Raw genomic sequence first — 15,037 nt, 5'->3', positions numbered from 1 at the left:
AAAATCATTTAAAGTTAAAAATCAACATTGATACCCATTGTAAACCCTCTGTTCCAAGCTGAACTTTGTAAGTCCATATCAATCCAGTTGATATTATTATAAATCATACCTATGTTTTGCGCTTGCATGTAAACTCGTGCATGACTCAAACCAAGGCTCTGAGAAAATTTATCTGGCAAATTGTAGCCTAATGAGATATTTCTAATTTTAATAAATGACCCGTCTTTATAACCTAATGTTGCATAATATGGATCTCCAGCAGCCTCTGTCTGAAAAGGATGTTGATAGTCAGCATTGGTATTATTAGGAGTATAATAACTCAGTTGGCGTTGGTTAAAACGACCTCCCAATACTTCACCACCTGTGTTGTACAAGTATTTCAAGCGACCATATAACATTACAGACAAGGAGAATCCTTTGTAATCAAACGTGTTTGTTAAACCTACAATAAACTTAGGAATAGTACTTCCTAATACTTTACGATCATTTGTTGCATCGATTTTATAGTCTCCATTCAAATCTGCTGGTCTAATAGAACCAATAGTAAATGCTTGCCCGTTGGCGTTAAACTTCGCCATTTCGGCCGCATCAGTATCTTTCCATAAACCTACCGCTTGGTAATCATAAATTACCCCTTGACTTTGTCCGATAAACCATTTGTTATTGATATCATCTGCTTTACCATTTGCCAAAGAAATGATATGGTTGTCTTGCCACGAACCATTAAATGTAGTACTCCATTCAAAGCCTCCTTTATTTAAGTTGACTGTTGTAACAGTCAAATCAATACCTTGGCTAGCTGTTTCTCCAATGTTGGCATAAGTATTAGCAAAACCTGTTACCGATGGAATCGTTTTTAGCATCAACAAGTCTGTTGTATGAGAAGTGTAATAATCTAAATTACCCGTAACTTTTCTTTTGAAGAAAGAGAAGTCAATACCATAGTTAATTTGAGTCGTTTTCTCCCATGTCAAACTTTGGTTAGCTAAAGTTGAGTTATTTGTTTGACCTGTTCCAAGAGTACCACCATAAGGATAGTAAATTTGAGCAAGACCACCTTGAGTTGCATAAGGATCAATAGCAGAGTTGCCAGTAACCCCTACACCTGCTCTTACTTTCAAGTCATCAATCCATCTCTGGTTTGCCAAGAATGGCTCATTAGTCAATCTCCAACCTAAAGCAGTACTTGGGAAGAATGCCCATTTGTTGCCTTCTGCTAGCTGAGAGGCTCCGTCATAACGACCCGATACGGTAATCAAGAATTTGTTATTGTAGTCATAATTGATACGCCCCAAATATGAACGTAAACGTCTTTCTGAAAATGTAGAGCCCCATGATGACAATGGAATATTTAGAGCATTCCATTTTTGGCTTGTCATTGGTACATTATCTGCTGCCATATTGTTTTTGTCATAAGACCACTCTGTCTGTGTCTGCAACGCCATTACATTGATTTGGTGCTTATCAATCGTTTTATTATACGTAAGCATATTATCTAATGTATATGAAGTAGACTGATCTTTTGTTAATGAGGCATAACTAGAACCAGTTCTAATAACTGAATTTGCATCTAAGAAAACACCATTCTTATTAAAAGCTACATCTGGACCAAAGTTCATGCGGTACTTCAAACCTTCCAAGGCTTTTGAAAAGCCTCCAAAATTAATTTCTGAATAAAGGCTACCGAAAACACGTAAGTTAAGGCGTTGATCTTGTGAATAATTTTCTTCACCTACAACTGTTCTGATTGCGTCATCACCTCCTGGAAGCAGTACTCTGACTCCATTAGCATCATAAGGCATGGCATAAGTGAAAATATTTCTTGCACTTTCGTACAAACCAGAAGCTCCTACATTTGTACTTTTGCCAGCACCGGACTGACCATATTCGTTGATAGAATAAGCAGTATTTAATACTCCACCCATTGAGAACCAAGTATTTGGCTTTATATCAACACTCAATTTTGCAGAATAACGCTTGTAACTCTGTCCTTTCACGGTACCTTGGTTATCGATAAAACCAAATGAAGCATACGCTTTCATTTTATCGGTACCACCACTTACACTAATGGTATGTTGACCAGTCATAGATGGGCGTGTTACCATACCAATCCAGTCGGTATTTTGCACTTTTGAACCATCCCAAGTACCACTTGACCAACCTTTTAGAATATTATTCCAACTAGCAAGATCTGTTGAGCCTTTAAAAATTTGATAATCAAAAGATTGAGTAGGCTGATCTCCTCGTGGATTTTTCGTTACATCTTTATAATAATAAGCCCATCTTCTGTAATCGATATATTGCGCAGCATCCATCAATGGCGAGCTGTTTTGCAATGTTTCAGTGGTAAAGTTAGAGTTCAAACTCAAGGTATATTTACCATTTTTACCTCTTTTCGTAGTGATAATCACAACACCGTTTGCACCACGCGAACCATAAATAGCCGTAGCAGAAGCATCTTTCAAGATGTCTACTGTTTCAATATCGTTAGGGTTGATGTTATCAATACCACCCGATGTCAATGGAATGTTATCTACTACGTACAAAGGTGAGTTTGAAGCTGTCAATGAACGAACCCCACGAATCGTGATATTTCCTACTTGACCAGGTCTTTCATTAGAAGTAATGTCAACCCCAGCTGCTCTACCTTGCATACCTTGTAGCGCATTGGCAACAGGTCTTTGTGTAAGGTCTTTAGCACTTACGCTTACTACTGCACCTGTAACGTCTGATTTTTTACGCTCGCCATAACCAATTACGACTACCTCTTCTAAGGCTTTCGTATCTGTTTGTAATACTACATTTATTACCGTCTGATTTCCAACTGCTACTTCTTTTGTTTCGTAGCCCGTAGAAGAAATTACTAACACCGCATTGCCATCTGGTACATTGAGTTTGAACGAACCATCTACACCAGTTGTGGTTCCTTGATTTGTACCTTTGATTTTAATACTTGCTCCTGGAAGAATTTCTCCATCGCTTCCAGTAACCTTTCCAGTTACAGGCAAAGCCAAACTTGATTTGTTTGTTACTCTTACCGAATGTAGCAAACTAGCCTCTTTTGCAAGTACCAAATTGCCTTTACCTTCAACTTGAGTATAACTTCCAGCTAAGGCCACAAGCACACCCACATTTAGTAATTTTTTGAGCATTGAGATTAGGTTTTATATGAAATAATTGACAGAAAAAAGACCGCTCTTAATATGATTTATTTTATATTATTTTGTCTTTTTTGTCAAAGATATTACCATCCCAAACCCAAACCATCATGCTCCGTCCTGAACCATATAGCTACATTTTGTTAAATTCATTCTTAAATTGATTCTATTTTCATTTAAGAAAAATATAATTTTTTCTATATATACTTTTTTTAGTGCTATTTTTAAAAAATATTAATAAAGATTTCTCAAAAGCATAAAACCTATCAGAATGGTTTCCGAAATCGTTTACGGAACATGAACTATCTTTATTATACGTAAAAAAAACATTACTATTTTGAATCAAAACTGATATTTTTAAATAGTACAATTGTAATAGTTTATTGAGTAAATCAAAGCCCTATTTTATGCTTTTTATAGAATAAAATCGCCAGTATTTTTTTACTGATTTTGAAAGTTTTTTTGTCAAACTGTCTAAAACCTGATTAATATCACCTTATTTATCCTGCTAATCGTTGCCTAAGCAGTACAGCAACAGGACAGTTCAAATTGTATTATTCTATCAAGGCATGTCGTAGCTCGGGGAACAAATGAATACTCTTTTTCTATTATCTATACAACAAATGCAGACCTACTAAACTCAGCAAAACAATCAATATGAAATATATTTTTGAGGAAAACTCTTTCCATAGTCATTTTTCATTACTAATTGAAGAAAACAGATTTGAACATATTTTTTATGACAATCGCGAAGAACGTTTGCTTACGATTGTGTGGAACCGAGGGGAATCTCAGCAGATCTCGATAGATGGATACTGTTATACTTTTCCCAAAAACACGATTCTTCCACTAATGGTAAATCAATCTTTTTGGTTTGAAAAACCTCAAAATTTAGTTATCTGGCGTTTCAATAGAGAATTCTATTGTATTGTCGACCACGACAAAGAGGTATCCTGTGTAGGTTTTTTGTTTTATGGCATGAGAGAAATCACCTTTTTTCGACTCAATGAAGAAAATCTGTCAAGGTTCGAATCGCTTCGTACAGTATTTATCGATGAATTTAGTACCATTGATACCATCCAAGGCGAAATGCTGAGAATGTTACTCAAGCGTTTGATTATTTTAGTAACCAGAATCGCCAAGGAACAAAGTATTCAACCACCTATGGAGGAGCAAGATTTTGACATAGTTCGCCGATATAATATTGCCGTCGAAAACCACTACAAAACCAAACATCAAGTGCAGGATTATGCCGATATGCTGAGCAAATCGCCCAAAACATTATCCAATTTATTTGCCTTATACAATCACAAATCACCTCTTCAAATTATCCATGAGCGTATTACGCTCGAAGCCAAACGTTTACTAATTTTTACAGAAAAGCCCACCAAAGAAATTGCCTTTGACCTAGGTTTTGAGGAGGTTGCCCATTTTAGTCGCTTATTCAAGAAAGTAGTTGGCGACTCTCCTACTGATTTCAAAGAAAAACACTTTAGAAATTAAGTTAGCGGGCAAAATTAAAATAATTGTGCCCGCAATAAGCTTTAGGCTGTAAGCCGTAGGCATTAGGCAAACAAATTTTGATGAAATCCGTAAGCCCAAAGCCGATTACTGAAGGCTTAGGAAATATTGGTAACAAGTCGGGAAAAAGTGGTTCGTTGTGAGCGAGTCTATTGTATCAACTTTGCATCAACAAAATGATTCAATTATACTTAAACAAAATCGAACATGAAAACTTTTGAAGTCCCAACTCGCGAACAAGTATCTGAAACAAACCAACATATTTTTGATAACCTCAAAAAAGGAATAGGCATGGTTCCTAATTTGTATGCCACTTTTGCTCATTCAGATAATGCTTTGTCGAGCTACGTGACACTACAGAGTATGAAATCTTCTTTGAGTAATAAAGAAAAAGAGGTTGTAAACTTGGTAGTAAGTCAAATCAACGACTGTATCTACTGTCTTTCGGCACACACAGCTATTGGCAAAATGAACGGTTTCTCAGACGAACAAATCATCAAAATTCGTAAAGTAGCCATCGATTTTGACGCCAAATTGCAAGCTTTAGCGCAATTTGTAAAAGAAACGACTATCGAGCGTGGACACCCTAGTCAAGCATCTGTAGAAGCATTTTTGGAAGCAGGTTATACCAAAGCTCAATTAGTGGATACCATCGTATTGATTGGCGATAAAATCATCACCAATTATCTACATGGCGTAACGAAAGTACCTGTTGATTTTCCAGTTGCAGTAGCAATTTAGTGATTGGTGATTGAGTGAATGAGTGATTATTTTTAAAAAAAACTCATTCACTCAACCTAAATTAAAGCCCATGCGGCGATGAAAGCTGCATTTTTACTGGCTCTGCCATTTGAATACTGAGCATTGAAACCAGTTGAAATACTGTCGCAAACATCCCAATAATAGCAAAAGCCTGCACCAAATATCCTATCATAACCAAGAGCTTCTCGATATATGCTAGTCTAGAGGGAACCTCATCCTCGTCGTCTACAAGACTTCCGAATAAACTTCTACAGTACAAAACAAAGTCCTGATGGTGTACAATGATTTTCCCAAAAAAGAAAATACAGATATTAAAAACAAAAGCTGGCAAGGTTGTCAGCAGAGAACCGATGATGAGCATGATTAAATAGGTTAAAATGAGTTTATTATAAATAGGTATTTTAAAAGTGTTTAAGTAGTCCCTTCTTCTTTTATACTCGATTTGTAAATTAATTTTTCCAAAACTCTAAAACTTTAGCTTTTGATGAATATAGTTTCACTGTGTATATCCACAAAATAAGACTTTTCAATTCCTCCTCCACGAAAACTCAGTATCCAAAAATGTATATTCAGATGGATTTTCTGTAGCTTAAGTTAAATTATTAGGTTTATTTCTCAACTTGTGAGCAACTTTGTAAACTCATAAATGGCTTTAGGTAAATGGCAAAAATGCATAAAGTTAGATTAATGAATTAGAAAAAGAATGTCCAAAACTAGAGATACCTTCCTGAGCATACGTAAAAAACGAATTATTATCATCGTTTTTGCCTTTGTGCTGTACAATTTAGTTTCCTATATCATAGACCCATTTTCGGCTTATTGGAAAATCTATTTCCAGCGGGACTCGCTGAATATCTTTTTGGACCTCTTTCTCAATTTTAGCTTTTGCTGCCTCATTTCTGAATCGAGTATCTATTTAGGAATGCAACTCAACCACTATATCCCTTGGACCAAAAGTCCATATCGCAGACTGTTGATTGAAACGGGGCTTAACTTCATCTTGGTCATGCTTGCTATTGGCTTCTTTGATTTTTTGTATCGATTCCTAGAAATGTGTGAGGCTTGTCAGAATGTAACAAGCTCGATGAGTATCGAAATGCAACGTGGTTATATTCAGTGGATTGTAGTGAGTGTCATTATCTCTTTCATGATTATTGGCATCAATACCTGCGTGTATTTGATTGACAATTGGAAAAACTCCGAAATACGTGCCGCAGCACTCGACCAAATGGCTGTGGAGGCTGAGTTATACTCACTCAAACTCCAAATTGACCCCCATTTTGTGTTCAACAACCTCAGCGTTTTATCAGAAATGATTCTGAAAGACCAGCAATTGGGCTATGAATATGCCGAAAACTTTTCGAGGATATACCGTTATATGCTCGTCAATACCAAAAAGGACATTATATCTCTCGAGGAGGAATTAAGGTTTTTAAAATCATATATCTTTTTGATTAAACAACGAATTGGAGACGGCGTAACGTTTGAGGTAGATATTGAAAAAGAGTGTTTAGGTGCTTATTTGCCTCCTTTAACCTTACAGTTATTGGTAGAAAATGCACTGAAGCATAATAAAACCTCTCGCAGGAATCCGCTCCAAATTTGCATTTATAATACCGACAAAAATGAGGTTATCGTAGAGAATAACCTTCTTCCGATTGAAAATCCCTTGAATTCATCAGGATTAGGACTACAAAACATTCAAAGACGCTATAAGTTATTATGGCAAAAGGGTTTAGAAATTGACAAAAGCACCGATATTTTCAAAGTAATTATACCACTCATAAAAGCATGATCCAGAAAGTATTAATCATAGAAGACGAAAGACCAAATGCCGATAGACTTGAACGTTTGATTAAATCTGTTCGCCCTAATGCACAGATTGTAGATGTCTTGGAGTGTATTTGTGAAAGTATCGAATGGTTTGAAAGCCACGAAATGCCTGACGTAGTGATGATGGATATTCGCTTGTCGGATGGATTGAGCTTCGAGATTTTTGAAAAAACTACTATTTCCTGTCCTATCATTTTTACAACTGCTTATGACGAATACGCCGTAAAGGCTTTCAAATATAATAGCATTGATTACCTACTCAAACCCGTAGAGTTGGATGAATTAGAGCGGGCTTTCCAGAAATTAGAGAGTACGTCGTCAGCACCAGAGCCAGCTTCTTTGGCTAATTTGTTAAATTATTTTCAGCCCAAAGATTTTCGCACACGTTTTCTCTTACCCTATCGAGACGGCTACAAAAGCCTACAAATCAACGATATATCCTATTTCTACTCTAAACTAAAAATCACTCGTGCAAAGCTACACAATGGTTCAGAAGAAATCATTCCGTTGACCATGGAAGAGCTAGAAGAACAACTTAATCCAAAGGATTTTTTTCGTGCCAATCGCCAGTTTATCATCCATGTAGATGCTATTGAACAAATTCATAATTATTTTAATGGTAAACTAAAAGTTGACCTCAAGCGTGCACCCGAAGATATGGAGCTGATTGTAAGTCGTGAAAAAGCAAGCCTTTTAAAAGCTTGGTTAGATTTTTAGTAGATAAAACCTCATGCTTCTCCCGAATTTCGGTCAGGCACGTTTTCTTTTCAGAATCCAATTTTGTCGTTTCGGTCAAATTTGACTAACCTTCTCGCTTTTCTCTTTATTTCTTTGTATCAAAAATTTTCTATCTATACGAAATCATGATACAAACCGCATTCAGAACAAGATTGTCTAGTAAGGCACTATTGTTTTTTGCTTTTACACTCTTGTTATTTTCATGTAAAGAACAAGCACAGCAAACCCAACAGCCACCTCTAATTGTTGATTTTATCCAATTAGGCGCTACAAACGCCGAAGTCGAAAAAAAATATCCTGGCACAATTGAGGGAACAGTCAATGTCGACATCAAAGCTCAAGTAACAGGTTATTTAGAGCAGATTTATGTCAAAGAAGGTGACTATGTCAAAAAAGGTCAACCTCTTTTCAAAATCAAAGGAGATGTTTACGGCGAACAAGTCAATAATAGCAAAGCACAATTAGAAGCTGCTTTGGCGGCACAAGCCACAGCCAAATTAGAGGTTGAAAAACTCAAACCCTTAGTTGCAGGAAAGGTTGTATCCGAAATGCAACTCAAAACCGCACAATCCAACTATGAGGCAGCCACTGCACAAGTGCAACAAGCCAAAGCAGGATTGAGTTCTTCCAAAATCAATCTAGACTTTAGTGTTCTCAAAGCTCCAGTAAGTGGCTATATCGGTCGTATTCCCAACCGTATCGGCAACTTGGTGATGCCAAATGATGCTACTCCATTGACGACACTTTCAGAAATCAATGAAGTATTGGTGTATTTCTCTTTGAGCGAAGCCGATTATATCTCTTTTGCCAAAGAAGGCGGTTTACAGAAAAATGCCAATTCAGTGGAGTTGGTAATGGCAGATGGTTCGGTGTATAACCACAAAGGTCGTCTCACAGTAGCAAGTGGGAATATCGATAAAATGACGGGTAGTATGTCATTCAAAGCGATTTTCCCCAATCCTCAAAAGCTTCTTCGTTCAGGTGGTACAGCAAGAGTTGTACTCAAAAAAGACTTTGACGGCGTGTTGAAAGTCCCAATGGGTAGTGTCAAAGATATTCAAGATAAATTTTTCGTCTTTACCCTCGGCGACAGCAGCAAAGTTGCGATGAAACCTTTTGAAGTAGCAGGTAAAGTAGACGGTCAATATATCGTAAAATCAGGTCTGAAAGCAGGCGAAAAAATCGCCACCAACAACATCGACATGCTCAACGAAGGCGTAATAGTGAAGGCGGTAATTAAGTAATCAAGTGACAAAGGCGCAGAGGCAACAGGCACAAAGTGAATCTTTCTAAAATAACATTTTGAGACTTTTACTCCTAATCCTTATGTGACTTTATACCTTATCCCTTTTAGCTAAATCAAGTGACAGAAGCACAGAAGCAACAAGCACAAAGTGAATCTTTCTAAAATAACACTTTGTGCCTTTGCACCTTATCCCTTTGTGCCTATTCAAACAAAATCAACCATGCTAACAAAAATAATAGACAGACCTGTGCTGGCTACGGTGATTTCGATTGTCATTGTAGTACTAGGATTTGTGGGTCTTGACAGACTCTCTGTCACTCGTTTTCCAGATATTTCGCCCCCAACCGTAATGGTATCTGGCTCGTATCCAGGGGGTAATAGCGAAACTGTGATTCGCTCCGTAGTAACACCTCTCGAAGAACAAATCAACGGGGTAGAGAATATGCAGTACATCAAGTCTACGGCCAGTAATGATGGTACATTTTCTATTTCGGTTATTTTCAAACAGGGTGTAAATCCTGACCAAGCGGCTGTAAACGTACAAAACCGTGTACAACAAGCCACTCCTATTTTGCCACAGGAAGTAATCCGTATGGGTCTTACTACCTCGAAGCAGCAAAATAGTATGATTCTGATTTTCAACTTGTTTACTGAAGATAACAGCAAATATGACGAAACCTTTTTGCAAAACTATGCCAATATCAACCTAATTCCGCAAGTCAAGCGTGTACCGGGAGTTGGTCAAGCCATGGTATTTGGGGCAAAAGATTATTCGATGCGTATTTGGTTGAATCCTCGCAATATGGCAAGTTATGGTCTTACGCCAGCCGAAGTTTCTGCTGCAATTGCAGACCAAAGTTTGGAGGCTTCTCCAGGTCGTTTGGGCGAAGAATCAGATGCTCCACTCGAATATGTGATTCGTTATAAAGGAAAGAAAAACTTGCCAGAAGACTATGATAATATTGTCGTAAAAAATCAAGGCAATAATATGATTCGCCTGAAAGATGTGGCTCGTGTAGAATTTGGGTCTATTTCTTACAGTGGCTCCAACTCTTCGAATATGCGCAATGCAGTAACGATTGCCATTTTACAAACAACTGGCTCAAACGCCAATGCCATCGAAATAGGCATTGATAAAGAAATCGAACGATTGTCAAAATCCTTCCCACCAAGCATCAAATGTTCAAAACTGATCAGTACCAAAGAGCGTTTGGATGAGGCGACGAATCAGGTAAAATCTACCTTGTTCGAAGCCTTTATTTTGGTATTTATCGTAGTGTTTGTGTTTTTGCAAGACTTTCGTTCCACCCTTATTCCTGCCATTGCAGTGCCTGTGGCGATTATTGGTACGTTCTTTTTCTTATTAGTCTTAGGTTTTACAATCAATATCCTCACCCTATTTGCCTTGGTATTAGCCATCGGTATTGTGGTCGATGACGCCATTGTGGTAGTGGAGGCCGTACATAGTAAAATGGAAGGTAGTGATATGAGCGCCAAAGAAGCTACGCATTCTGCCATGAGCGAAATCACGGGGGCAGTTGTATCTATTACCTTGGTGATGTCGGCGGTATTTATCCCAATTGGCTTTATGACTGGTTCGGCAGGGATTTTTTATAAACAATTTGCTTATACACTTGCCATTTCTATCATTATTTCGGCAGTCAACGCTTTGACTTTGACGCCTGCTTTATGTGCACTTTTATTGAAAAATAATCATGCAACTGAGCATCATGGAGAAAAGAAAAAGCTAGGTTTTGGACAAAGATTTTATGTAGCGTTTAACTACGGTTTCAGTAATTTCACGAATCGCTATGTTAAAATCATTCGCTTTTTGGCACTACGTAAATGGTTAGCCGCGGCATTGGTGACAATCGTGATCGCTGCTTCGGCTTGGGTAATGAACTCCACGCCAAGAAGTTTTGTGCCTATGGAAGACGACAATATGTTTACTTACGTATTGAGTATGCCTCCAGGAACAGCCCTTACCCCTACCACACAGGTTGCCAACAAAATCAATAAACTTTTGTCTGAACTCGAAGCCGTTGAAGACAATACTGCAATTACAGGATTTAACCTTTTAAATAACAGTACTAGCCCCGCTTATGCGGTAGGTTTTGTCAAACTCAAACCTAAAAAACTTCGTGGTAAAGTACAAGATATAGACGAGTTGATGGGAGTAGTTAACCAAAAGTTGTCTGTCATTAAAGAAGGAATGGTCATGACGATGCGCCTTCCACCAGTTGATGGTTATGGTATGACCAACGGCGCTGAAATTGTTTTGCAAGACCGTAAAGGTAGAAGTCCAAATGTTCTTAAAGCTAAATCGGATGAAGTAATTGCCGAACTCATGAAAGTACCGGGCGTGGCATCGGCTTACACCGTATTCCGTACGGACTACCCTCAGTTAGAGCTCGAAGTAGACGAAGACAAAGCCAAACAAATGGGCTTAGGTGTTAGTCAGGTATTGGGTACAGTTCAAAGTTATTTTGCTGGAGACCAAAGTTTGAACTTTTCTAGGTTCGGAAAATTCTATCGTGTCAACATTAAAGCTGATGGTGTATTTAGAATGGACGAGCAGGCTTTTGATGAAATTTATGTCAAAAACCCTCAAGGACAAATGGTTCCTGTCAAGTCAGTAGTCAAACTCAACAAGGTTTACGGACCAGAGGCTGTGAGCCGCTACAACCTATACAATGCCTTGACGATTTATGTAAATGCTATGCCAGGCACAAGTAACGGTGCATTGATGGATAATTTAGAAAAAGTATTAGACAAACTTCCAGCCGATTATAGTTATGAGTGGACAGGTTTGAGTTTGGAAGAAAAAGCTTCTGGCAACCAAACTTTGGGCATTTTAGGACTGTGTTTACTATTTGTCTATCTCTTGTTATCTGCTCAGTACGAAAGTTATTTATTACCAATGGCAGTGCTTTTGTCTATTCCTACTGGTTTGTTAGGAGCCTTTTTAGGTATCAGAAGTATCGGTTTGGATAATAACATCTATGTACAAATCGGGATGATTATGTTGATTGGTTTGCTAGCTAAAAACGCCATTTTGATTGTAGAGTTTGCCGTACAACGTCGTCGAGCTGGGCTAAGTATTTTAGAGTCTGCCGTTGATGCCTCACGAGCACGTTTGCGTCCTATCATCATGACCTCTTTTGCCTTTATTGTCGGTATGATTCCATTGATGATTTCTGAAGGAGGAACGGCCACAGGTAACCATTCGATTAGTACGAGTGCGGCGATGGGGATGTTGAGTGGGGTTGTCCTTGGGATTGTTATTATTCCTATTCTGTATATGTTTTTCCAGTTTTTACAAGAACAAGTAACAGGAAAAAAGGCATAAGGAAATACGGAAAAGCATATTTTCTAATTTTAGAAAAGAACATAAACATGAAACTAACAAAATATATCAGTATAGGATTGATCGCCCTGCTTTCGGCCTGTACTGTTGGCAAAAAATACAGTCGCCCCGATGTGAGTATGCCTGAGCATTTCAGAAACTCCATTTCGACTACTGCGGACTCTGTTCAGTTGCCTTGGAGAACTTTTTTTAAAGAACCTCAATTGGTAGGTTTGATAGAAAAAGCCCTTGCCAAAAACAACGATGTATCTGTAGCGGTGTTGACTATACGCCAACTTGATTTGAATTACCAGCAAGCAAAGCTAGGCTTATACCCGAACCTTGATTTTAGTCTAGGAGCCAACAGAACTTGGCTCTCAAAAAACTCCTTAAACGGCTCTTTGAGTGAGCAATTTCTAGGAACGGCATATATGGACGATTACAGTGCTACAGTACGCTTATCATGGGAAGCTGATATTTGGGGAAAAGCCAAAAACCATAAGGAGTCGGCATTGGCGGAGTATTTTATGCAAAAAGAAAATCTTTTAGCGCTCAAAACTCGCTTGATTGCTCAAGTAGCACAAGCTTATTTCAATCTTTTGACACTGGACGAACAACTTTCGGTTGCCCAAAAGAATATTGCATTCGCCGACACAGCCTTGACAATGATTCGTTTACAATACCAATCTGGACAAACCTCCTCCTTGGCGGTAGAACAGGCAGAGGCACAGAAAAAGACTGCAGAATTATTGATTCCTGTAGCCAAACAAGCGATTGTGGCACAAGAAAATGCGCTTAGTATTTTATGTGGAGAATATCCTACTAGCATCGAACGCACCAAAAGTATGCAAGAGGCGCTGCCAACGGCCTTATTTAATGAGGGAGTTCCAGCCAATTTACTTAGTCGTCGTCCCGATGTAAAAGCCAGCGAATATGCCGTAATTTCGGCCAATGCCAAGATGAATTTAGCAAACATTGCCATGTATCCAAGCATTAGTTTGACGCCTTCTATTGGGGCAAACTCTTTCAAATTAAATACATGGTTCGATTTACCAGGCTCATTAATCAAAACCGTGGGAGTAAACCTCACACAACCGATTTTTAATAAAAAAGCCTTACAAACTGCCTTTGAGGTTTCGACGATAGAAAGAGAAAAAGCTGTTTTGAATTTTAAACAGAGCTTAGTGAACGCCGTTGGAGAAGTTTCAACCGCTTTGAGCAGAGGCACCGCAGCCAAGGAACGTTTGGAACTGATTCAATCAAAAAACAGTATGCTTTCCAAGGCCACCAAAGATGCTTTATTACTCTATAAAAACGGTATGGCAAGCTATCTGGAGGTGATTACAACGCTCAATAATTCCCTCCAAAATGAGTTAGACGCCATCAGTGTTCGTAAAGAGCAATTCGATGCAAGTACTGAGTTATACCGTTCATTAGGCGGCGGCGTAGAATAGTTTTTGAGTGAACAGGAACAAAGTATCAAAGGCACAAAGTGATTTTCTAAAATACCTAACCCCTATTGTATAGACGTTGCATGCAACGTCTACCAACTAGTGTTTTGTGTTGTAGCGGCAATCCTTGCGGTTGCCATTTTGAATGTGACAACCGCAAGAATTGCCGCTACGCAAAACATCAATCTTCAAACTGCACTCATGAGCAAGCAATTATCGAAGAGAAAAATCCCTTAAAATATTATCTCTTACTACAAACCTATTGGGAGCCGTTGCGTGCAACGGCTCTACTAATTTCACTTATTTTTTACTTACTTTGTATCTCTCCTTCAAACCCTATTTACCATGCCTAACTTAACACATATCAGTAAATTACTCAGTAAAATCCTTCGCCATCAGCCTGATTTGATAGGTATTCAATTGGATGAAAATAGCTGGGTAGAGGTATCTACTCTATTACAAAATCTGGCGAAACACCAAACCTCCATTTCGTTCGAACAACTAAAGGAAGTGGTGTATACTAATAATAAAAAAAGATTTTCCTTCAATGATGATTTCTCAAAAATCAGAGCTAATCAAGGACATTCTATAGAGGTAGATTTGGCTTTACAGACACAAATTCCTCCTGATATTTTATATCATGGTACCGTTGAAAAAAATCTTACTTCGATTTTTGAAAAGGGTCTTTCAAAAATGAACAGACAGCACGTGCATCTAAGTGCTGATACCGAAACTGCTCAAAAAGTAGGTATGCGTCATGGAAAGCCCATAATTTTAAAAATTGAAAGTAAAAAAATGTATGACCAAGGCTATGTTTTCTATCTTTCAGAAAATCATGTTTGGCTAATAGACAGCGTTCCTAGTGAGTTTATTCATCTATAATTCAACCTATCCGTAGAGACGTTGCATGCAACGTCTACCAACCAAATCTCAAAAATAGCATTAGGTTAAAGAGAATTTGATTCCTTTATATCTTTTACAT

10 protein-coding genes are annotated in these 15,037 nt (G+C 38.1%); 8 read left to right on the top strand and 2 right to left on the bottom strand.

Annotated elements, in window-relative coordinates; all coding sequences use genetic code 11:
• Positions 1-14 precede the first annotated feature (14 nt).
• On the bottom strand, positions 15-3,152 hold the full coding sequence (locus tag QM481_RS22740) for a SusC/RagA family TonB-linked outer membrane protein (protein ID WP_283383475.1): 3,138 nt from the start codon (positions 3,150-3,152) through the stop codon (positions 15-17).
• Between the two features lie 663 nt (positions 3,153-3,815).
• Here QM481_RS22740 and QM481_RS22735 point away from each other — a divergent pair.
• Entirely contained in the window at positions 3,816-4,661 is an 846-nt protein-coding gene (locus QM481_RS22735) for a helix-turn-helix domain-containing protein (protein WP_166549280.1), read from the top strand.
• Between the two features lie 225 nt (positions 4,662-4,886).
• Positions 4,887-5,420 (top strand): carboxymuconolactone decarboxylase family protein, encoded by a 534-nt coding sequence (locus QM481_RS22730; protein ID WP_283383474.1) that lies wholly within the window; start codon positions 4,887-4,889, stop codon positions 5,418-5,420.
• 61 nt (positions 5,421-5,481) lie between these two features.
• On the opposite strand, the gene QM481_RS22725 is transcribed toward QM481_RS22730, so the two are convergent.
• On the bottom strand, positions 5,482-5,802 hold the full coding sequence (locus tag QM481_RS22725; protein ID WP_283383473.1) for a hypothetical protein: 321 nt from the start codon (positions 5,800-5,802) through the stop codon (positions 5,482-5,484).
• A gap of 342 nt (positions 5,803-6,144) precedes the next feature.
• On the opposite strand from QM481_RS22725, the gene QM481_RS22720 reads away from it, so the two are divergent.
• From QM481_RS22720 to QM481_RS22695, 6 genes are all read left to right on the top strand, one after another.
• Entirely contained in the window at positions 6,145-7,236 is a 1,092-nt protein-coding gene (locus tag QM481_RS22720) for a sensor histidine kinase (protein WP_166549283.1), read from the top strand.
• Positions 7,233-7,991: a LytR/AlgR family response regulator transcription factor gene (locus QM481_RS22715; protein WP_283383472.1), complete on the top strand. Its 759-nt coding sequence runs from the start codon at positions 7,233-7,235 to the stop codon at positions 7,989-7,991. Before QM481_RS22720 ends, QM481_RS22715 begins: the two co-directional genes overlap by 4 nt.
• A 146-nt stretch (positions 7,992-8,137) precedes the next feature.
• Positions 8,138-9,256, top strand: a complete 1,119-nt coding sequence (locus QM481_RS22710) for an efflux RND transporter periplasmic adaptor subunit (RefSeq protein ID WP_283383471.1) — start codon at positions 8,138-8,140, stop codon at positions 9,254-9,256.
• A 222-nt stretch (positions 9,257-9,478) separates the two neighbouring features.
• Positions 9,479-12,607, top strand: coding sequence for an efflux RND transporter permease subunit (locus QM481_RS22705; RefSeq protein ID WP_283383470.1), 3,129 nt, complete (start codon positions 9,479-9,481; stop codon positions 12,605-12,607).
• 47 nt (positions 12,608-12,654) lie between these two features.
• A complete protein-coding gene (locus tag QM481_RS22700; protein ID WP_283383469.1) occupies positions 12,655-14,058 on the top strand; it encodes an efflux transporter outer membrane subunit in 1,404 nt (467 codons plus the stop codon).
• Between the two features lie 342 nt (positions 14,059-14,400).
• On the top strand, positions 14,401-14,937 hold the full coding sequence (locus QM481_RS22695; RefSeq protein ID WP_283383468.1) for an RNA 2'-phosphotransferase: 537 nt from the start codon (positions 14,401-14,403) through the stop codon (positions 14,935-14,937).
• The last annotated feature ends 100 nt before the right edge of the window (positions 14,938-15,037 follow it).

It is taken from the genome of Flectobacillus rivi (assembly GCF_030056655.1).
GTDB lineage: Bacteria > Bacteroidota > Bacteroidia > Cytophagales > Spirosomataceae > Flectobacillus > Flectobacillus rivi.
This window is presented reverse-complemented; position numbering and strand designations above follow the sequence as displayed.